27 protein-coding genes are annotated in these 17472 nt (G+C 65.8%); 11 read left to right on the forward strand and 16 right to left on the reverse strand.

Features of this window, described 5'->3' with window-relative positions; translation table 11 throughout:
• The first annotated feature begins 22 nt into the window (after window positions 1-22).
• Window positions 23-508, forward strand: a complete 486-nt coding sequence (locus tag BST27_RS03310) for a peroxynitrite isomerase (protein ID WP_069421107.1) — start codon at window positions 23-25, stop codon at window positions 506-508.
• 13 nt (window positions 509-521) lie between these two features.
• On the opposite strand, the gene BST27_RS03315 is transcribed toward BST27_RS03310, so the two are convergent.
• From BST27_RS03315 to BST27_RS03325, 3 genes are read right to left on the reverse strand one after another with little or no spacing between them, the layout of a single operon-like run.
• Complete coding sequence (locus BST27_RS03315) at window positions 522-1208, reverse strand: PhzF family phenazine biosynthesis protein (protein WP_069421090.1); 687 nt, start codon at window positions 1206-1208, stop codon at window positions 522-524.
• A 42-nt stretch (window positions 1209-1250) separates the two neighbouring features.
• Entirely contained in the window at window positions 1251-2276 is a 1026-nt protein-coding gene (locus BST27_RS03320; RefSeq protein ID WP_069421091.1) for an alpha/beta fold hydrolase, read from the reverse strand.
• A gap of 44 nt (window positions 2277-2320) precedes the next feature.
• Window positions 2321-3298, reverse strand: a complete 978-nt coding sequence (locus BST27_RS03325; protein WP_069421092.1) for a proteasome assembly chaperone family protein — start codon at window positions 3296-3298, stop codon at window positions 2321-2323.
• Window positions 3299-3498: 200 nt separating this feature from the next.
• On the opposite strand from BST27_RS03325, the gene BST27_RS03330 reads away from it, so the two are divergent.
• Window positions 3499-4314: a trypsin-like serine peptidase gene (locus BST27_RS03330; protein ID WP_069421093.1), complete on the forward strand. Its 816-nt coding sequence runs from the start codon at window positions 3499-3501 to the stop codon at window positions 4312-4314.
• Between the two features lie 15 nt (window positions 4315-4329).
• Here the strand turns inward: BST27_RS03330 and sthA are convergent, their stop codons facing one another.
• Window positions 4330-5736 (reverse strand): Si-specific NAD(P)(+) transhydrogenase, encoded by a 1407-nt coding sequence (sthA, locus tag BST27_RS03335; protein WP_139804999.1) that lies wholly within the window; start codon window positions 5734-5736, stop codon window positions 4330-4332.
• A 112-nt stretch (window positions 5737-5848) separates the two neighbouring features.
• Here sthA and BST27_RS03340 point away from each other — a divergent pair, with 112 nt between their 5' ends.
• The gene (locus tag BST27_RS03340) at window positions 5849-6907 is read left to right on the forward strand and encodes a DUF4192 domain-containing protein (protein ID WP_069421094.1); all 1059 of its coding nucleotides are present in this window, start codon (window positions 5849-5851) and stop codon (window positions 6905-6907) included.
• A gap of 42 nt (window positions 6908-6949) precedes the next feature.
• Here BST27_RS03340 and BST27_RS03345 read toward each other — a convergent pair whose 3' ends face one another.
• The 3 genes from BST27_RS03345 to BST27_RS03355 form a co-directional block, all read right to left on the reverse strand.
• Complete coding sequence (locus BST27_RS03345; RefSeq protein ID WP_069421095.1) at window positions 6950-7639, reverse strand: iron-dependent transcriptional repressor DtxR; 690 nt, start codon at window positions 7637-7639, stop codon at window positions 6950-6952.
• A 138-nt stretch (window positions 7640-7777) separates the two neighbouring features.
• Window positions 7778-8746 carry a sigma-70 family RNA polymerase sigma factor SigB gene (gene sigB, locus BST27_RS03350; RefSeq protein ID WP_069421096.1) on the reverse strand — a complete coding sequence of 323 codons (969 nt, stop codon included), beginning with the start codon at window positions 8744-8746 and terminating at the stop codon, window positions 7778-7780.
• A gap of 179 nt (window positions 8747-8925) precedes the next feature.
• Complete coding sequence (locus tag BST27_RS03355) at window positions 8926-9384, reverse strand: DUF3099 domain-containing protein (protein ID WP_170062264.1); 459 nt, start codon at window positions 9382-9384, stop codon at window positions 8926-8928.
• A gap of 46 nt (window positions 9385-9430) precedes the next feature.
• Between BST27_RS03355 and BST27_RS03360 the strand changes: the two genes are divergently transcribed.
• A complete protein-coding gene (locus tag BST27_RS03360; protein ID WP_069421098.1) occupies window positions 9431-9670 on the forward strand; it encodes a DUF3039 domain-containing protein in 240 nt (79 codons plus the stop codon).
• On the opposite strand, the gene BST27_RS03365 is transcribed toward BST27_RS03360, so the two are convergent.
• Window positions 9657-10673: a YihY/virulence factor BrkB family protein gene (locus tag BST27_RS03365; protein WP_069421109.1), complete on the reverse strand. Its 1017-nt coding sequence runs from the start codon at window positions 10671-10673 to the stop codon at window positions 9657-9659. The two genes, BST27_RS03360 and BST27_RS03365, sit on opposite strands and share 14 nt — an antisense overlap.
• Window positions 10674-10735: 62 nt before the next feature.
• On the reverse strand, window positions 10736-10909 hold the full coding sequence (locus BST27_RS31170) for a DUF7455 domain-containing protein (protein ID WP_139804991.1): 174 nt from the start codon (window positions 10907-10909) through the stop codon (window positions 10736-10738).
• 127 nt (window positions 10910-11036) lie between these two features.
• Here BST27_RS31170 and BST27_RS03370 point away from each other — a divergent pair, with 127 nt between their 5' ends.
• Window positions 11037-11402, forward strand: coding sequence for a DUF952 domain-containing protein (locus tag BST27_RS03370; protein WP_079220225.1), 366 nt, complete (start codon window positions 11037-11039; stop codon window positions 11400-11402).
• On the opposite strand, the gene BST27_RS03375 is transcribed toward BST27_RS03370, so the two are convergent.
• On the reverse strand, window positions 11399-11800 hold the full coding sequence (locus tag BST27_RS03375; protein ID WP_069421099.1) for a RidA family protein: 402 nt from the start codon (window positions 11798-11800) through the stop codon (window positions 11399-11401). The two genes, BST27_RS03370 and BST27_RS03375, sit on opposite strands and share 4 nt — an antisense overlap.
• Here BST27_RS03375 and BST27_RS03380 point away from each other — a divergent pair.
• From BST27_RS03380 to BST27_RS03395, 6 genes are all read left to right on the forward strand, one after another.
• Entirely contained in the window at window positions 11799-12020 is a 222-nt protein-coding gene (locus BST27_RS03380; RefSeq protein WP_069421100.1) for a hypothetical protein, read from the forward strand. The two genes, BST27_RS03375 and BST27_RS03380, sit on opposite strands and share 2 nt — an antisense overlap.
• 110 nt (window positions 12021-12130) lie before the next feature.
• Window positions 12131-12517, forward strand: a complete 387-nt coding sequence (locus BST27_RS03385) for a DUF4352 domain-containing protein (RefSeq protein ID WP_069421101.1) — start codon at window positions 12131-12133, stop codon at window positions 12515-12517.
• Entirely contained in the window at window positions 12514-12891 is a 378-nt protein-coding gene (locus BST27_RS31175) for a hypothetical protein (protein WP_139804992.1), read from the forward strand. The genes BST27_RS03385 and BST27_RS31175 overlap by 4 nt, the downstream gene beginning before the upstream one ends.
• Before the next feature lie 147 nt (window positions 12892-13038).
• Window positions 13039-13215 (forward strand): hypothetical protein, encoded by a 177-nt coding sequence (locus tag BST27_RS32280; protein ID WP_156789294.1) that lies wholly within the window; start codon window positions 13039-13041, stop codon window positions 13213-13215.
• A 97-nt stretch (window positions 13216-13312) separates the two neighbouring features.
• A complete protein-coding gene (locus BST27_RS03390; RefSeq protein WP_079220226.1) occupies window positions 13313-13567 on the forward strand; it encodes a hypothetical protein in 255 nt (84 codons plus the stop codon).
• The gene (locus BST27_RS03395) at window positions 13564-14442 is read left to right on the forward strand and encodes a tyrosine-type recombinase/integrase (RefSeq protein WP_211285304.1); all 879 of its coding nucleotides are present in this window, start codon (window positions 13564-13566) and stop codon (window positions 14440-14442) included. The genes BST27_RS03390 and BST27_RS03395 overlap by 4 nt, the downstream gene beginning before the upstream one ends.
• Here the strand turns inward: BST27_RS03395 and BST27_RS03400 are convergent.
• From BST27_RS03400 to BST27_RS03425, 6 genes are all read right to left on the reverse strand, one after another.
• Window positions 14432-14620, reverse strand: coding sequence for a ribosome modulation factor (locus tag BST27_RS03400; protein ID WP_069422637.1), 189 nt, complete (start codon window positions 14618-14620; stop codon window positions 14432-14434). The genes BST27_RS03395 and BST27_RS03400 overlap by 11 nt on opposite strands.
• 111 nt (window positions 14621-14731) lie before the next feature.
• On the reverse strand, window positions 14732-14914 hold the full coding sequence (locus tag BST27_RS03405; RefSeq protein ID WP_069422636.1) for a hypothetical protein: 183 nt from the start codon (window positions 14912-14914) through the stop codon (window positions 14732-14734).
• Between the two features lie 42 nt (window positions 14915-14956).
• Window positions 14957-15394, reverse strand: a complete 438-nt coding sequence (locus tag BST27_RS03410) for a hypothetical protein (protein WP_069422635.1) — start codon at window positions 15392-15394, stop codon at window positions 14957-14959.
• Between the two features lie 85 nt (window positions 15395-15479).
• A complete protein-coding gene (locus tag BST27_RS03415) occupies window positions 15480-16310 on the reverse strand; it encodes a phage major capsid protein (protein WP_069422634.1) in 831 nt (276 codons plus the stop codon).
• Window positions 16311-16446: 136 nt separating this feature from the next.
• A complete protein-coding gene (locus BST27_RS03420) occupies window positions 16447-16983 on the reverse strand; it encodes a hypothetical protein (RefSeq protein WP_069422633.1) in 537 nt (178 codons plus the stop codon).
• Window positions 16980-17333, reverse strand: coding sequence for a hypothetical protein (locus BST27_RS03425; RefSeq protein ID WP_139804993.1), 354 nt, complete (start codon window positions 17331-17333; stop codon window positions 16980-16982). The genes BST27_RS03420 and BST27_RS03425 overlap by 4 nt, the downstream gene beginning before the upstream one ends.
• Between the last annotated feature and the right edge of the window lie 139 nt (window positions 17334-17472).

Consider the following 17472-nt stretch of genomic DNA (forward strand, 5'->3'; position numbering starts at 1 on the left):
TCCGGGCCGCTAGGCTCGCGTGGTGGCTCCCGAATTGCACCCCGATGTCAAAGCACTGGCGCCGCTCCTGGGTACCTGGGCGGGCCGCGGTAGAGGCGAGTACCCGACGATCGAGCCGTTCGAGTACCTCGAGGAGGTCGTGTTCGCCCACGTCGGCAAGCCGTTCCTGGTGTATGGGCAAAAGACCAAGGCGGTAGCCGACGGCAAGCCCCTGCACGCCGAGACGGGGTATCTGCGGGTGCCGAAACCGGGCCAGGTCGAGTTGATCCTGGCGCACCCGAGCGGAATCACCGAGATCGAGGTCGGCACGTATTCGTGCAGCGACGGCGTCATAGACATTGAGACGACCACAGCCGACGTGGGCCTTTCACCCACCGCCAAGGAGGTGACCGCACTCGGGCGTTCGTTCCGCATCGCCGGCGACGAGCTGTCGTACTCGGTGCGGATGAGCGCGGTGGGACAGCCGATGCAACATCATCTCGGCGCCGCGTTGCGGCGCCAGGACTGACGTCCTGCGGGCGTCAGTTGACCTGTCGCACACCGTCATTGACGACGCGACCGGCAACGCCGACCCAGCCTTCGGGGCTCCACCTGGTGTGGATCAGCGATCCCTTGCCCTGAGCGATGTTGAGATCGCGGCTGAGGTAGTCGGTCATGCGAATGGCCGCCGATCCGGTCGCTTCGTCTTCCTCGACACCAAGATTGGCCGCGAAGAAGCGGGCCCGCAGTGCTCCGGTCGATTCATCGGTCCACGCCCACAGGTAGTGCGCCGTGTCATCGGGATAGTCGGCCGGGTCCGCGGCCGCTAGCGCGTCGACCGCTGCGAGATCGTGAATGGTGAACTCGGGCGCCCATTCCGCGCGGGCGCTGACGCGTGCGAGATCGCCCTCGTACCCGACCTGGACTACGCCGGCAGGCACCTGCAGCGTCTTGATCGGTGTCCCCTGCTCCCGTAGCCACCAAGCCACCCCGACGGTCGGGTGGCCGGCAAACGGCAGTTGGGTGCGGGGGGTGTAGATCGTGGCGTGTGCGGTGCTGGCGCCGGTGCCAGGAAGATCGACGAATATGGTTTCGCTGTAACCCAATTGGGCAGCCAGTCGCTGCCGATCGCGGGGTTCGACCCTACTGGCATCGACCACTCCGAGGGGGTTGCCGAATTTCCCGTCGGGATCCGTGAAAACTCGCAGCACGGTTACGTCGATGCTCATGCCTCGACGGTACGACGACGACTCAGATCACGCTGCTGGGACTCAGGTTGCGCTGCGTTCGTCGGAACCGATGGCGCTGAGCACCGCAACACGGGTATCGGCCGGACCGGCGACCGTTCGTTCGCCGCCGCCGGTGCGCAGCAATTCCCGCAGCGCCGCCTGATCGTATTCCGGAGGTTCGGTGGTGTCGATGAAGCGGAGGACCACATCGATGAAGCGGGCCGGGTCGTCGTGGAACGGGAAATGCCCAGAGTCCTCGAAGATTTCGAGCCGGGACCCGGGCATTGCGGCGTGCGCCAACTCGGCGTGACGGACGGGGATGACCACGTCGTGGCTGCCCCAGATGATCTGCACCGGGATGGCCTGGGTCAAATAGCAGCGGTCCAGCATGGTGACGATTTGCCCACGCCAGTCCACCACGGCGCGCAGCGTGCGACTGAACGCGGCGGACGCCGTCGGCTCGGGCAGGTCGTTGAGGACACGCAGCATGTTCGGCAGGTCGCGCCCCAGACGGGTGGTCCCGACCGCTTGGCCCACCGCCTTCCCGACGAGTTGGATGGCCGGCAGCAGCAACGGTAGCCGCAGCACCGCAAGCGCTTCGGTGCCCATCGGCAGGGAGGCCAACCGCAGCACAAAGTTGACGTCCTTGGTGACGCCACCGGCGCCGACCAGGATCAACCGCTCGACCATTTGCGGGAACTGGTAGGCGAATTGCATTGCTACGCCGCCGCCGAGCGAGTGCCCGATGATGGTCACCCGCTCGATGTCGAGCACACCGAGCAGGTCACGCATGCCGTTGGCGTAGGCGGCGACCGAGTAGTCGGCGCGTGGCTTGTCGGATTTACCGTGGCCCAACAGGTCTGGGGCGATAACGGTGAACCGCTGGGCCAGTGTGGCGTGGATGGAGGTCCAGGTGGTCGAGTTGTCGCCGATGCCGTGGATCAGCAGGATCGCCGGACCGGACCCGGCTATCCGGAACGCGCGCTTATAGCCGTGGATGGTGCGGAACTGCAGCGAAGGCGCAGTCACTTCCCGCACCGGGCGAAGTTTGCGCTTTCGCTCGGTCATTTCGGCAACCTCGTTGTCGGGCCGACGGGGGCGTTATCGGCGTCTCAGGCCTTGTCGTCATCGTCGTACTTCTTTTCGGCCTCTTGAGCCAGGAAACGCTCGAACTCCGCCCCCAGCTCGTCTCCGCTAGGAAGATCCTCGTCATTTGCCAGCAAGGATCTATTTTCCTGAGCGTCGATGAAGGCATCGTACTGGCGCTCGAGTGCCGCCACCACTTGAGCAACTTCCGCGCTCGCTTGGACCTGTTCGTCGATCTTGGCCCGAATCTCGGCCGCCGCCTCGGCGAGCGCCGCCAGCGGCAAGTCCAGCGACCCGGTCTTGGCAACCTGCTCCAGCAGCGCTTGTGCGGCTGCGGGATAGTCGGTTTGTGTCAGGTAATGCGGGACATGCACGGTGAATCCGACCACCTCGTGGCCGAATTGGGCCATCCGGTACTCCAGCAGGTTGGAAGCGCTTCCAGGGACCTGGATTTCGGAGATCCAGGGCTGGAAACCGGCGATCAGTTCCCGATTGTTGGAGTGGGCCGTCATGGTGATCGGACGCGTGTGCGGCACGGCCATGGGTACGGTGCCCAACCCGATGGTCTGGCGCACCCCCAGTTTCTCCGCCAGCAACCGCACGGCGTTGATGAATCGCTCCCACTTCAGATCCGGCTCTAATCCGGCCAGCAACAGAAACGGGGTACCGGCACTGTCGCGCAGCGCGTACAGACTGAGCTCGGGGTCCTCGTACTTGGTGAAGTGATCGGTTTTGAACGTCATCAGCGGTCGCCGGGAGCGGTAGTCGAGCAACTCGTCGATCGCGAACGAAGCGACCAACTCGGTGTCCAGTGCCGCCTTCAGGTGCGCCGCAGCCAGGCGAATCGCGTGGCCGGCGTCGGAAAAGCCCTCCAGTGCGTGCACCAGCACCGGTCCGCGGCCGTCTGCCGTCGACAACACGGGAGCCGGGAACTCAAGTTCGTACATGCCGGACTGGCCCGGTTCATAGTTTTGCGCATCATCGCGATATTGGTCCTGCGCCATGGGTTTGCCTCCTTTCGGGGGTCTACTCCAGCGTGCCCGATATGTGTTGTGTCCATGCGGGGGGTACCAATTATTGAATCAGCAAAACCCTGGGCACCTTTGACCTGGGAAACGCGGCCGGCGGGGGTGCGTATTTCGACCGCGTGAACAGTGGCCTCTCAACGCGCTCAGCGCCGTCAAGTAGGGCATTATGTGCACCGATGCGAAGGGTCACGGCAGCGCTGTGTGTGCCGGCCGGTATGGCGATGCTCCTGACGTCGTCATGCGCCCGGCCGCTCGACCACGCGTCCAGCGCCGGCGCGCCGCTGACCAGCGCATCGGTACGACAGCTGGGTGAACCGGCGTACGTCCGGGCGGTCGGGCCGGTCAGTCCGGATCCCCGGGTAGGCGCGCTGTTTCTGGACGGCAAGGCCGTGCATTTCTGCACGGCGTCGGTGCTGCACTCCACCACTGGTGACCTGGTGTTGACGGCGGCGCATTGCCTGCAGGGCGGCTCGCGGGTGACCTTCGTGCCCGCCTTCCAAAACGACGCGGCTCCGTCGGACAGGTGGACCGTTCAACAGGTTTACCTGGACCCGCGCTGGGTCAGCAGCAGGGACCCGCGCGCCGACTATGCAATTGCCCGCGTGCGCGGCCCCGGCGAGAGTGCACTCGAGGAGCGAACAGGCGCGGCGTTGATCCTCAGCACCGCGCCGCCCCCGGGCAGCTTGGTGACCGTCACGGGCTACCCGGCCGGGGTGGGCGGCCAGCCGATCGCCTGTCAGGGCAGTACGCGGACCACCGACGACGGGTTTCCGTCGCTGCAGTGCCAAGGGCTGGTCGGCGGGACCAGCGGCGCGCCGTGGGTCAGCGGTTCCCGGGTGACCGGGGTGATCGGGGGGTTCGAGGCCGGCGGATGCACCGCCGACGTCTCATATTCGGCACCATTCGACGAGCACGCCGCGCAGTTGCTGGCGCGCGCGGAGGCGGGTGGGCCCGGTGACACCGCGCCGAGCAGTCTCGATGACGGCTGCTAGCTCAGGTTCCGCTGCTCAGCTGAGAAACTGACTGAGCGCACGCATCTTGTTGGTCACGTCCAGCGCGGCCACCTTGTACGCCTCGGAGAACGTCGGGTAGTTGAACACCGCGTCGACCAAGTAGTCGACCGTGCCGCCGCAGCCCATCACGGCCTGTCCGATGTGGACCATCTCGGTGGCGCTGGTACCGAAGATGTGTACGCCCAGCAGCGTGCGGTCTTTGGTGGACACCAGCAGCTTGAGCATCCCGTAGGAGTCGCCGGCGATCTGGCCCCGGGCCAGCTCGCGGTAGCGGGCGACGCCGACCTCGTATGGGATGGCATCCCTGGTCAGCTCGACTTCGGTGGCACCGACGTAGGAGATCTCGGGAATCGAGTAGATGCCGATGGGCTGCAGCTCGGTGATGCCCTCGGTGGGCTCGCCGAACGCATGGTAGGCCGCCAGCCGGCCTTGGTCCATGGAGGTGGCGGCCAGCGCCGGGAAGCCGATGACATCACCGACCGCATAGATGTGATCGACCTTGGTCTGAAATCCGCTGTCGACGTAAATCCGGCCGCGGCTGTCGGCCTCCAACCCCGCGTTCTCCAACGCGAGGTGCTCAGTTTGACCTGACCGGCCGGCGGAGTACATCACCGTCTCGGCCGGGATCTGCTTGCCGCTGGCCAGGGTGGTGACGGTGCCCGACGCGCTGACGTCGACAGCGGTCACTTCCTCGCCGAACCGGAAGGTCACCGCCAGGTCGCGCAGGTGGAATTTGAGCGCCTCGACGATCTCCGGGTCACAGAATTCGAGCATGTTGGCCCGTTTTTCGACGACCGTCACCTTGGTGCCCAGCGCGGCGAACATCGACGCGTACTCGATGCCGATGACCCCGGCGCCGACCACGACCATCGACGCCGGCAGCGACCTCAGGTCCAGGATGCCGTCGGAATCCAGCACCCGCCTCTCGTCGAACTCGATACCGGACGGCCGCACCGGCTTGGTGCCGGTGGCGATGACGATGTAGTCGCCGCTGACGGTAACCCGTTCGCCCTGCGCGTCTTCCTCGACCAGGATGGTGTGCGGGTCCAGGAAGCGGCCGTGGCCTAGCACCAGGTCGACGCGGTTACGCATCAACTGGGAGCGCACCACGTCCACCTGCTTGCCGATCACATGCTGAGTTCGGGCCAGCAGGTCGGCGGGAGTGATCTTGTCCTTGACGCGGTAGCTTGCGCCGTACAGCTCGCGCTGGTTCATGCCGGTGAGATAGACCACCGCCTCGCGCAACGTCTTTGACGGGATCGTGCCCGTGTTCACGCAAACGCCGCCGACCATGCGTCCGCGTTCCACCACGCACACGGATTTGCCCAGCTTGGCCGCCGCGATCGCCGCCTTCTGACCGCCCGGCCCCGAGCCAATAACGACCATGTCGTATTCCCGCATCGAACTCATGGCGTAAACCATAAAGCCCACAGTCGCGACTTTCTCCACAAGCGGGCAGCCGATCTAGGTTTGCAACGCAAAGTTGACGGTCGGACCCGTCAGCGTAGAGCTCATGACCAACCATCGAGCAGACTTTGCCTTGAACCGCCCCGAAGCACTGATCGCCGCACTCCCGGCAGTCCTGGGCTTCGTTCCCGAAAAGTCCCTTGTGCTGGTGACTTTCGCCGATCGCAAACTCGGGTCGGTGATGCGCGTCGACTTGTCGGACGCGCTGATCCACCAGATCGGCCATCTCGCCGAGGTCGCCGCCGCGGCGCGGCCCGAGGGCGCGATTGTGGTGGTCGTCGACGCGGAAGGGGCGCTCTGCACGGTGTGCAACGACGAATACCGGGAGCTGTGCGCGGATCTCGCCGAGGCACTGTCGCGACACCAGATCGAACTCTGGGCGGCACACGTGGTGGATCGGGTCGCACGGGGCGGCCGCTGGCATTGCGTGGACGGCTGCGGCTGCAGCGGGGTGGTCGACGACCCGGCGTCCTCACCCCTGGCGGCTGCGGCGGTGCTGGAGGGCCGGCGGCTCTACTCCCGCCGTGCCGACCTGCAGGCCGTCATCGCGATGAACGACCCGGCCCGCACCGCACGGCTGGTCACCGTGATGGGCGAACAGGCGGTCATGCGTCAACGGGCGCACGCGGCCGACCCGCGGGGCTGCAGTCGCCGCGACGTCGAGAACGCCATCGCCGCCGCCACTCGCATCGCCGAGGGCACGCCGCTGACTGACTCCGACCTTGCCGAGGTGGGGTGCGCGTTGACCGACGTGCAGGTGCGGGACACGCTCTACGCGCTCGCGGTGGGCGAGAACGCGGCCGCGGCGGAGTCGCTGTGGGTGGCGTTGGCCCGGGTGCTGCCCTCGCCGTGGCGCGTGGAGCCGCTGGTGTTGCTCGCGTTCAGTGCCTACGCCCGCGGCGACGGGCCCCTTGCCGGGGTGTCGCTCGAGGCTGCGCTGCGCTGTCAGCCTGACCATCGAATGGCCGGAATGCTCGATACGGCACTGCAATCGGGCCTGCGGCCCGACGACATCCGGAATCTAGCTCAGACCGGCTACCGATTGGCCAAGCAGCTCGGGGTGCGCTTGCCGCCACGACGGTTGTTCGGCCTGCAGGCAGGCTGAGCCTGCGAGGGCGCGGCTGGGTTGCCCGCTAATTCGGCGGGGTCAGACCTTCTCGACCTTGACCGCGTGCGCCATCTCGTGGGGCAGGGTCACGTTTTCGTGGCCCGGGATGAGGATGGTCACCCCGGCGATGCCGGTCTCGACGGTCACGCGCGCGTTGGGGACCACGCCGGCGTCCTTTAATCGGCTGATCAGTTCGATGTCGCCCTGAACGTGCTCGGTGAGTTGGCGGACGACAACTGCCACCGGGGATCCCGGCGGCAGTTCGGTCAGCCGTACCAGGTTCGCGTCGTCGGAGCCGGAGTCCGGACCCACGCCGAGGTCTAACAGACCCGGAATCGGGTTGCCGAACGGGGAGGTCGTGGGGTGGTTGAGCACCTTGACTAGGCGGCGCTCGACATCCTCGCTCATCACGTGCTCCCACCGGCATGCCTCGGCGTGGACCTCTTCCCAAGGCAGTCCGATGACATCGACCAAGAGCCGCTCGGCGAGGCGGTGTTTGCGCATCACGGCAATCGCCAGCGCGCGGCCTTTTTCGGTGAGTTCCAGATGGCGGTCACCCGCTACCCGAAGGAGCCCGTCGCGTTCCATCCGGGACACGGTCTGGCTGACGGTGGGCCCGCTCTGCTCGAGCCGTTCGGCGATGCGGGCGCGCAGCGGCGTTACGCCCTCTTCTTCGAGGTCGTAGATGGTCCGCAAGTACATCTCGGTGGTATCAACCAGGTCGTTCATTCAGCATCCTCCGTTGCCGCCGAGTCTACTTCTCCGAGCGCGTCAGCGGTTCGCCAAAACGCCCACCGCAGCAGTATGCCCGCCGCATGACGCGGCGGGCACACCGTCTTTCACCAAGTCGGATCAGACTAGCTGGCGCTAGCTGGCGTAGGAGCGCAGTCGGTCGGCGCGCTCGCCGTGGCGCAGCTTGCACATCACGTCCCGCTCTATTTGGCGGACCCGCTCGCGGGACAGGCCGAACAGCTTCCCGATCTGGTCCAGCGTGCGTGGCTGGCCGTCGTCCAAACCGAAGCGCAGACGGATGACCTGGTGCTCCCGTTCATCGAGAGTGGCCAGCACGCTGCGGATGTCGGTGTGCAGCAACTCGGCGATGACCGCGTTCTCCGCGGACATGGCTTCGGCATCCTCGATGAAGTCGCCCAACGGGGCTTCTTCCTCCGAGCCGACTGGCATGTCCAGGCTCACCGGGTCGCGGCTGTGCTCCAACAGGTCGTTGATCTTTTCGACGGGAATGCCCGACTCGGCGGCGAGCTCCTCATCGGTGGCCTCGCGGCCGAGGTTCTGGTGTAGCTCCCGCTTGATCCGTGCCAGCTTGTTGACCTGCTCAACGAGGTGAACGGGCAGCCGGATGGTGCGGCTCTGGTCGGCCATGCCGCGGGTGATCGCCTGACGGATCCACCAGGTGGCGTAGGTCGAGAACTTGAAACCCTTTGTGTAATCGAACTTTTCCATCGCGCGGATGAGGCCCAAGTTCCCTTCCTGGATGAGGTCCAGCAAAGGCATTCCGCGACCGGTGTACCGCTTGGCCAGCGAAACTACTAGCCGCAAGTTGGCTTCCAACAGGTGACGCCGGGCGGCTTCGCCGTCGCGCACGACCTCTTGCAGCTCGCGCTTGCGGGTCTCGCCAAGACGCTTGCGGGTCTCCAACAGATGCTGCGCGTACAGTCCGGCTTCGATGCGCTTGGCCAGCTCGACCTCACCGGCGGCGTCGAGCAACGCCGTCTTGCCGATGCCGTTGAGATACACCCGCACCAAATCCGCAGCTGGACTCTGAGCATCCAGATCGCCGTCAACCCGGCTGGTGGCCCCTACTGTGGGCTGTGCCATTGCGCCCTCCCGATCGGCTTGTGTTGTCATGAGGTGTAACGAGAAACCTGGTGGGAGAGTTCCCGGGGTTCTGTCATCTCACACCCCGTGACGTGCGGGAATGTCCCGGTGACCTGAGAATGTCCTGAGAAGTTCGGCGGGTGGCCGCCCAGGCGGAACCGCGGCCAGGGGCGGGTGGGCTAGGGCTGACTGCGGAAGTCGCCGAAGCCGTCTATATAGCCGGCCTCGTAGGCGTCGGCGTCAGTTTGGGGCGCCGCATGCCCCGACGCCTTGGGCCCCTCGAGCGCCGGGTGCTCAGCCGTGGGGAACAACGGCGTGCGCCGCCGGGACTCCTCGAATCGTCTCGGCTCGTTCGCGGATCGGGGCGGGCGGTCGTTGGCGATCAACACGGCCATCCACGGCAACGGTATGGAGACCGCCACGATCAGCAGCGAGATCAGTCCGTTGTGCCAGGCGCCATAGGCGACGGCGGCGAGGATCAGCGCGGGAATGCGGAAAGACATCAGCGTCAAGTACTTACGTACTCGGGCACGATGTTGGACTTCATATGAGGGTGCGGCGGCGGTGATCAGTACGGGTCGGCCATCGTCGTCGAACCCCAACTCGGGGCCGCGCTTCATACCTCCACTGTTGCACACCTTGCTCGATTCCGGTGGGGGTGCGTCAGGATGCACAATGTCACGTATGCAGACCCACACGATCGAGCGCACCGACACCGACGAACGCGTCGACGACGGGACCGGCAGCGATACACCCAAGTACTTCCATTACGTCAAGAAGGACAAGATCGCCGAGAGCGCGGTGATGGGTAGCCACGTCGTCGCCCTGTGCGGCGAGGTGTTCCCGGTTACGCGCGCCGCGAAGCCGGGCTCGCCCGTCTGCCCGGACTGCAAGCGGATCTACGAGCGGCTCAAGAAGGACTGATTTCCGCCGGGGGCTCGGCTGTCGCCGGGCCCTGCTTGGTGACCTGCTCGGTGTCCTGCTCCGCGGTCGCAGAGGTCGATTCCGTGCCCTTGCCGAACCGTGCCACCAACCATTGGCGCAGTCGGTGGGCGTGTGTCGCCGGAGCCGGCCATTCCTCCTGGACTGCGGCGTTGAGTTCGGCGCCGATCATGATGGAGAACCCGCCGAAATAGGCAAACAACAAGAATGCGATCGGTGTGGCGAGCGCGCCGTAGGTGTAGCCGGTGCTGCCGATCCATCGGAGGTAGAAGCGCAGGATCAGGGTGGCGCCGAGGAAGACGACGGTCGCCAACACCGTGCCGGGTATCAGTCGATGCGTGGGCAGCGGCACCGGCAGCGCCACCCGGTACAGAACCGTCACTCCGGCCATCAGGCCCAGGATCAAGGCGGGGTAGTAGCCGTAGTGGAGCAGATTCTGCATGCCCTCGGGAATGTGTTCACTGACCTTGCGAGGACCGACGACCGCCACCGGTGCGGTGATGACCACGAACATCAGCATCACTATGTAGAGGAACAGCGCGAAGAAGCGCTGCCGCACCGGGTGACGCAACGGCGTTTGGTCATGTGCCTCGACCACGGCATCGACGAAAGACGAAACCGCGGAGGACCCCGCCCACAACGAAATGAAGAAACCCAACGACACCACCTCGCCGCGTGCGGTTCGGGTGATGTCGCGAATCGTGGGTTGGATGATCTCGTTGACGACGTTGGGCGAGAAGAAATTGCGGGTCGTCGAAAGCACCGTCTTGATGATCGCGTCCAGCGTGTCAGGACCGAACAAGGGTGCTACGTAGGCCAACGCCCCCAGCATCCCCAGCAGCAACGGTGGGGTAGACAGGCAAGTCCAGAAACCTGCTTCCGCGGACTCCGAAAAGATCGAGTCATCCCAGGCTTTGGACAGAGTCCTCTTGCTGATGTGCCAGATGTGGTGGCGGGACGGCTTCGGTGGAGCGTGCGCGGTCATCCGGACCAGCATTCCGCAAGATTGCCCGTACCGCCGTCATTGCCGAGGGCGAGTTTGCGGATTTAGAAGCTGCTGTTGCTGGTCTCCAACACCGCGGCCAGCTCCACCAGTTTCGCCTCGTGCTTGTTGGCGTGGTGCTGGCAAAAGAGAAGCTTGGCGCGCACGCGGGCCGCTGCACCGCAGCGGTCGCAGCGGTCTGCTCTCGTCAGTTCGGGACTGGTCAGAGTTGCGTTCATGGCTTCTCCGTTCTCGCGTATGTCTAACTGTGTCAGACGTTTGCCGTTTTCGCCTTGTTCCCAACCTGTTGTCAGGTGTGTCGTTTCTCACGGATTTTTTGAGCGAAAATTGGGCATTCTCTGTAGGATGACTGCCCCGCCTGACCTGCTGGTCCACCTGTGTGGCAGCGAAGATTGGTCAGCTGCTCGCCGCCTCGGCGCAATTCATCCTGATGCCGATATCGGCTTTATCCATTTGTCGACTCCGGAGCAAGTGCATCTGCCCGCCAACCGCCTTTACCGCGGCCGACGCGATTTGCTCCTGCTCCATATTGACCCATTGGCGCTTGCTTCGCCCGTTGAATGGGAACCGGGTGTAGAGACAGATCCGGAGTCGATGTTATTCCCGCACCTGTACGGGCCGCTGCCGCTTGGTGCGGTGGTCAAAGCCACGCCCTACCTGCCGGGGGAGGACGGAACCTTCCCACCTGCGGCAGTGCCACCGGCGATTTAGCTGTCAGCGTAAGCGTCGGCGTGGTCGGCAGCGGCAACGTAGGCGTCGGCTTCGATTTCCACCAACAACTCGGGCGAGATCAGCGCCGAGACCTCCACCATCGTGGCCACCGGACGAACCTCGCCGAAGACCTGCGCATGCACGTCGCCGACTTCGCGCCAGTGGTCGATATCGGTGACATAGATGCGCGTGCGCACCACATCGGTGAGCGCCGCGCCGGCCTGCTTCAGCGCGATTTCAATGCGGCGCAACGCATCTCGGGCCTGTGCGGCGACGTTGTCGCCGCTGCCCGTCGTCCCCGCCACCGCCACGTGCGGCCCTACGCGCACGGCGCGCGAGTAACCGACGGCCGCTTCGAATTCGGACCCGGACGCGACGTTCTGGCGGAAGAGTGACATGCGCGTCACAGTACGACGCGATGCGCAGCCGGGGCAGCAGGCTTTGGACTCCCGCGCCTTGGGGTACGTCCTAGATATGAAACAGGATCCGAAGGACGCCACGCAGGTGACCGAGGAACAGCGCCGGGTGCAGGAAGAGTTGGATCACCAGGGCGAAGACCCCGACGCGCCGGCTTTGCATCAGTCTCGGCACGACGTTGCCGACGAAACCCGCCGGTGATCCCCGCCGGCTTTACCTGTTGGGACTTTGCTGGTAGCTAGTGCTGTGTGCGCTTGATCCCTGTCGCGGTCATAGTTGCCGTGGCGGTTATAGCTGCGGGTTGTGGGGCAGTGCCTCACGACGCCGGGCCGTCACTCAGCGACGAGGTGCGCGTCGGCAAATTCATGTTCACGGTGACCGCGATCAGTCTTGGCGTACCGAAGACCGGATCCCGCACGGCGCAAGGTACTTTCGTCATCGTCAACCTCAGGGTGCGGAACATGGTCGCGGTGCCGCAACCCGTTTACTGCCAAGACCAGACGCTCAAAGACCGCAACGGCAGGCGATACGACAACGCCGTGAACCTCGACAGAAACGGAGACCGCACGGTCATCCAGCCCGGCAAAGCGGTTCAAGTCAAGTGCGCCTTCGATGTCCGGAAGGATTCGCTACCGGAAACCATCACGTTGCGGGACTCGCAGTACACCAGCGGCGTGACGGTCAGCCTGTTGCGGTGACGCGACCCCATCGAGAGCGCGCGCCGGGACACGGCGGCTTCGGCGGCGGTTCAGCGACCGGCAGCGGCGGGGCCGGTGGCGTTGGCGGTTCCGCCGTCTTGTTCGGACGCGGGGGAGACGGTGGTGCCGGAGGAACTGGCACCACCTTGGGGTCCGTACCCGGCGCCGCGGGCGGCGACGGCGCAACGCCGGTCTGCTGGTCGGGGACGGCGGGAACGGCGGCCCAGGCAGCATCGGTACTCCGCCTGGCAGCGGTGGCCTCGGCGGCATGCACGGGCTACTGCTGGGCTATCGAGGGGTCGACAGTTAAGTGCCGAGTTGACCTGCAAAGGGCGCGGCTCGTCGCCGGCATTATTCGGTCAGCCGCGACGTAACGCGGTTTAGTCCAAGTAGTCGCGCACTAGGGACGACTATGCGCTGTGCATGACCTGCGTAAATGCAGCTCAGTCGGCAGCGTGATATGCCCGAATATCTTGGACTGTCGGCTTTCGACTGTTCACACCATTGAGGGATCGGCACCAATGACCACACCCACCGCCGACACGGCGTTGAGCGATCACCTGAACGACGCGCGTAAGCATCTTCTGCACGCCTATGTCGCTGTCGATGAGTCCCACCGCGATGTTGTCGGCGCCTTGATCAACGACGTTGACCGGGTGTTGGCCGACGTGACTGCGCGGCATTTGCGCCGTTCCTGACATATGTCCGTTTCCGGCATTTGCGCTGATACCGATATATGTTCGAGTTTCTTTGCGGCTCTTGGCAATTCGTGATTTACGGTGTTAGCTTGGCCGCATGACAACCACCGATGCAGTCCTGGCAGACCTCAGCGCAGAACTCGACGCCGCCGGCATTTTTGCCGGCTTGCCGGTCGGCGACGGCGAACTCCTGGCCGCTGCACTGAGCTTTGACGTCTGCCTCCGCAGCGATCCGGCCCGCTCGATGCGAACCCGCGCCTCGGCGGTGCGCGCCGGCCGGTGGCCGTGCATAGACCCCGCCGGCGTCGCCCAGGCGCTCGACGTCGCCGCGGCCCTGATCGAGCAACTGTGAGCGGACCGGCGCCGCGACCGTTGCCGCCGGCATGGGCCGGCCTGGTCGTGGCGTATCTCGCGGCGGAAGCTGGTGCCGGACGGTCGCCAGCCACCATCGCCACCCGCCGCGGGCATCTGGCCTATATGGCGCGCGGGCTCCGGTGCGTGCCGGCGCTGGTCACGACGGCCGGCATCCTCGGGTGGTTTGGCCGGCAGACGTGGAGTATCGAGACGCGCCGCAGTTACCGCAACACCGCGGTTTCGTTCTTCGGGTGGGCGTACCGCGCCGGCCAGCTGTCGGCGAACCCAGCTGCGGATCTTCCGGTGATGCGCGCGGCGTCGCCGGCGCCGCGGCCGGCCCCGGACGCGGTTTGGTCCGCAGCCATCGCCGGCGCGGACCCGCGGGTGCGACTGATGCTGCGGCTTGCGGCCGAAGCAGGTCTTCGACGCGCCGAGATAGCGCGCGTGCATCGGCGCGACCTGACACGCGGGCCGGCCGGCGCCGAACTCCTGGTCCATGGCAAGGGCGGGAAGCGGCGCGTCGTGCCGATCGGCGACGACCTCGGCGCGGCGATCGCGTTGCGGATCGACGAAGCCGCTGTGAGTCAGGCTCACATCAGGTCAGTCGACGCCGACGGCTACCTGTTCCCCGGCACCGACGACGGGCACCTGACACCGCAGCACGTCGGCAAACTCATGGCCGGCGCGCTGCCCGACCACTGGACCGCCCACACCCTGCGCCACCGATTCGCCACCAGGGCCTACCGCGGATCCCGCAACCTCCGCGCCGTGCAAACGCTGCTCGGTCACAGCTCGGTTGCGACGACGGAGAGATATACGGCGGTCGACGACGACGAAATACGCGCCGCGGCTATGGCTGCGCTCAGTTGTTAGCCGCGAGGTAGCGCCGCATCGCCGGCCCCGTCTCGACCCTGACCCGAAGCATCCGCATGTACCCGCGCATCCACAGCTTCGCGAGGACCAACGACTTCCCGCTGTACGGGTTCGCGTCTCCGACGTCGGCGACCGAGCCTGAGTAGAGCGCGAAGGTATATTCCGCGCGCTTCGTCACCCGGCCATCATGCAGCACGCCCGGCCGCGGCGGACACGGTAAGCACGACTTCGGCTCCGGACTGTGCAGACCTGCACAGTCCGGACACGGTAAGCACGACTTCGGCTCCGGTTAGTCGGAAATCTTGCAAGCAAGGTCGGCCATCAGCCGGCGAACCTGCTTGAAAGCATGCGTGTCGACCACCGCGAATTTGCCACGTTCCTGAACACCTAGCTCGCGGATCAGTTGCTTGTAAGCCGCTTCCAGGCGCTTGTACTCCGGCGAGTCATCGGGCATGAAAGCGGTGATTCCCATTCGCGCAGGCCCTAACCCAAAATCAGCGCCGCTGACCGAAAATCACCAGGAAGTGTCGACGTCGCGCTCGAAAAGCTGACGCGCAGACAGCCGCGGTTTACGCGAAATGAGGTCCACGAAGTACGCGCCGCCGGCGTCGTCATCCGAGCGGCACAGCTTTTGCAGCTGGTCGATTTCCGACGGAAAGAACATCGCTTTGCGCGGTTGCCGAGTGTCTACGGTCTGCCCGTAGATGCCGGCCGTCTTCGTCGTCGCAGCACCGGCGCCGGCTTCATTCCAGCGGAGGATCGCGCCCCGCAAGATCGCTTTCGCGGCCCTGCGCTGCGTGAACTCCGGTGCCGTGATGCACGGCGCGACAACTTCGGCCATCCCAAGCGCGTCTTCGATCATCGCCGCGGCCTTCGTCGCCGTGATGGTCGCAAACGGCGTCAGGTCCGCCGGCGTCAGCAGCGGGCCCGGATCCGGCGTCGGCGCAGTCATAGCAGCTACCTCCCCATTGTGGGTGCCCTCCCAGGAGCGCGAGCGCCCTACGTCCAAAACGCCGCGCTCACCGGGAGGGCACGTCTTAGGCGATGGTCAGCTTCGCGACCCGCGCCGCGTGCATAACCTTCCAACCCAGGCGCCACGTCACCCGCACGCCGATCGAGTCCGAACTGAAATAGGCGTCATCGCTGCGAGCGAGCCGAACGGGCGACTGAGCCCCGATGATCGCGGACTGGTCGACGACCAGCAGCGAGCCGGCGGGCATGGCCGGCGTCACCAGCACCGGCAGACCGAGCAAGGCGCGCTCGGCCGCGACGGTGCCGGCGCCGATCAGCGACTCGTTGCTGTCGGTGGCCCGCTTGAGCTTGCTCAGGGTTGCCCACGCGGTTGGGTTGGCGATGATGTGCGTCGCGGTGCCGCCGTCGGTTTCGACGAACGCGATGGCGTCGACCAGCTGGTCGAGGTCATCCCCGATCGGCGTCTCGAAGTCGATGATGTCCGCCGTGTTGAGCAGCCCGGTCGGGCCGGGATCGGCTTCGAGGTTGCCCAGATACGCGGCGTTCGCCTTGGTGACGACGCTGCGCGACAGGGAGTCGACGACCATCCGCGCTGCCTCGGGTTGCGCCAGCGTCTCGAAGCTGTACTTGCCGAGCGCGGCGACCTTGCCGGTCAGCACGACAACTTCGTCGAACTCTTGGTTGGCGTCGGGAATCTCGGCGCCTTCGGCGACGAAGCCGACGACGCCATCGTCGGAGACGAACGGAACCCGGATGGCCGGCTCGTCGCCTTCGATCTGCCCGACCACGGTCGCCGTGTTCAGGATCAGCGCGTCGGGCACGACGTCGGTCGGCACGAACGCAGTCAGGTCAGGTGCCCACGCCTTCGGGCTGGTGGGTGTGGTCTTGGTTGCCATGATGAGCCTTTCAGGAGGGGTAAGACGGTCTGTCAAAATGCCGCTGGCCTGCAAGGCTTTTCGCGGTTGCCCTCCTGGGGCTGCGCTGTGGCCGGGGTGTCCCGCGGGGATCAACACCCGGCCACAGCACCCGATTCTATCGGTCGTCGGCGTCACGGCCCATGACGACGCTGACCATCGCGGACTTCCCCGACGGTTTGACGGGACGTCCGGGGTTGCGGCCCTCGTTCGGCACCCGCGGGCCGACAGGCGGCGCCGGGATCCCCAACTGCTCCCGCGCCGTCGCGATCGCCGCGGACACCTTCGCCGCGTCGACCGTGCCGTCGTCGCTCAGCAGGTCGGCCAGCTCGGAGCCGGACGCCCAGAGCGCCGCCGGCCGCAGATCGGCGACCGTCGCCTGTCGCTCGACCTCGGCTCGCTGCAAGGACTCGACCTGGCCGGCGAGCCGATCGCGTTCGGCTTCGGTGTCTCGCAGCCGGCGCCGATACTTCGCCGCCTCCCGGCCGGGTCCGTCGCCGGCGTCGTCGTCCTGGTCCTCGTCAACGTCGGAGTCGTCCGCGGTGTTGGCTTCTGCCGTGTCGGTGCCGTCGTCGATCGCGGTTCCGTCCGTCACGGCCGGATCCGGCTCGACGGTCACGTCGTCCGTCGTGGTCGTGCTGTCGGTGGCGGTCATCGGTTGTTGCCCTTCGTGTTGTACGGATCGAAGACTTCGACGCCGGGATACTGGCCGGCTTCGATAGCCGCTGTGATTCCGAGCCGGTCGGCGTGGCGCCGGTCGAGCAGCAGATTGTTGAACTGGAACGTGTGAACCGTGTGGCCGACCATCAACGGCCGGCCATCGGCGTCAACGCGAATATCCGCGTCGGTCGTCGTGAACCGGCCGGCGCCCCGGTTCTCCACCCAGCGCCGCGAGTAGTCCTCGACAGCAGCCAGCGTCATCTCATACCGCGGACCCGGCGGTCGCTCGCCCACATCGGCGAACAACTCCCTAGCCGCAGCCCTCAGGTCTTCTCTGTCAGTCATTTCAGATCCTCTCGATTGTTTTTTGAAAAAATCAGGGGGGGCGTTGCCTGTAGCCATGGGGTGCGGCGGGTTCCCGGACGGCTGCTTCCAGACGCTGCTGGTGTCGTCCAAGGCCGTGGAGCGCATCCTGCGTGACCCG

Source organism: Mycobacterium intermedium, from assembly GCF_002086275.1.
In the GTDB taxonomy this organism is placed as follows: domain Bacteria; phylum Actinomycetota; class Actinomycetes; order Mycobacteriales; family Mycobacteriaceae; genus Mycobacterium; species Mycobacterium intermedium.

Coding starts and splice junctions, on each gene's coding strand:
- BST27_RS03420 (WP_069422633.1), bottom strand. CDS start 16,983: ATGACCGCCACCGACAGCACGACCACGACGGACGACGTGACCGTCGAG.
- BST27_RS03330 (WP_069421093.1), top strand. CDS start 3,499: ATGCGAAGGGTCACGGCAGCGCTGTGTGTGCCGGCCGGTATGGCGATG.
- BST27_RS03405 (WP_069422636.1), bottom strand. CDS start 14,914: ATGGGAATCACCGCTTTCATGCCCGATGACTCGCCGGAGTACAAGCGC.
- BST27_RS03415 (WP_069422634.1), bottom strand. CDS start 16,310: ATGGCAACCAAGACCACACCCACCAGCCCGAAGGCGTGGGCACCTGAC.
- BST27_RS03390 (WP_079220226.1), top strand. CDS start 13,313: ATGACAACCACCGATGCAGTCCTGGCAGACCTCAGCGCAGAACTCGAC.
- BST27_RS03340 (WP_069421094.1), top strand. CDS start 5,849: ATGACCAACCATCGAGCAGACTTTGCCTTGAACCGCCCCGAAGCACTG.
- sthA (WP_139804999.1), bottom strand. CDS start 5,736: ATGCGGGAATACGACATGGTCGTTATTGGCTCGGGGCCGGGCGGTCAG.
- BST27_RS03410 (WP_069422635.1), bottom strand. CDS start 15,394: ATGACTGCGCCGACGCCGGATCCGGGCCCGCTGCTGACGCCGGCGGAC.
- BST27_RS03380 (WP_069421100.1), top strand. CDS start 11,799: ATGCGCGTCACAGTACGACGCGATGCGCAGCCGGGGCAGCAGGCTTTG.
- sigB (WP_069421096.1), bottom strand. CDS start 8,746: ATGGCACAGCCCACAGTAGGGGCCACCAGCCGGGTTGACGGCGATCTG.
- BST27_RS31170 (WP_139804991.1), bottom strand. CDS start 10,909: ATGAACGCAACTCTGACCAGTCCCGAACTGACGAGAGCAGACCGCTGC.
- BST27_RS03320 (WP_069421091.1), bottom strand. CDS start 2,276: ATGACCGAGCGAAAGCGCAAACTTCGCCCGGTGCGGGAAGTGACTGCG.
- BST27_RS03345 (WP_069421095.1), bottom strand. CDS start 7,639: ATGAACGACCTGGTTGATACCACCGAGATGTACTTGCGGACCATCTAC.
- BST27_RS03360 (WP_069421098.1), top strand. CDS start 9,431: ATGCAGACCCACACGATCGAGCGCACCGACACCGACGAACGCGTCGAC.
- BST27_RS03315 (WP_069421090.1), bottom strand. CDS start 1,208: ATGAGCATCGACGTAACCGTGCTGCGAGTTTTCACGGATCCCGACGGG.
- BST27_RS03370 (WP_079220225.1), top strand. CDS start 11,037: ATGACTGCCCCGCCTGACCTGCTGGTCCACCTGTGTGGCAGCGAAGAT.
- BST27_RS32280 (WP_156789294.1), top strand. CDS start 13,039: ATGACCACACCCACCGCCGACACGGCGTTGAGCGATCACCTGAACGAC.
- BST27_RS03325 (WP_069421092.1), bottom strand. CDS start 3,298: ATGGCGCAGGACCAATATCGCGATGATGCGCAAAACTATGAACCGGGC.
- BST27_RS03365 (WP_069421109.1), bottom strand. CDS start 10,673: ATGACCGCGCACGCTCCACCGAAGCCGTCCCGCCACCACATCTGGCAC.
- BST27_RS03375 (WP_069421099.1), bottom strand. CDS start 11,800: ATGTCACTCTTCCGCCAGAACGTCGCGTCCGGGTCCGAATTCGAAGCG.
- BST27_RS03425 (WP_139804993.1), bottom strand. CDS start 17,333: ATGACTGACAGAGAAGACCTGAGGGCTGCGGCTAGGGAGTTGTTCGCC.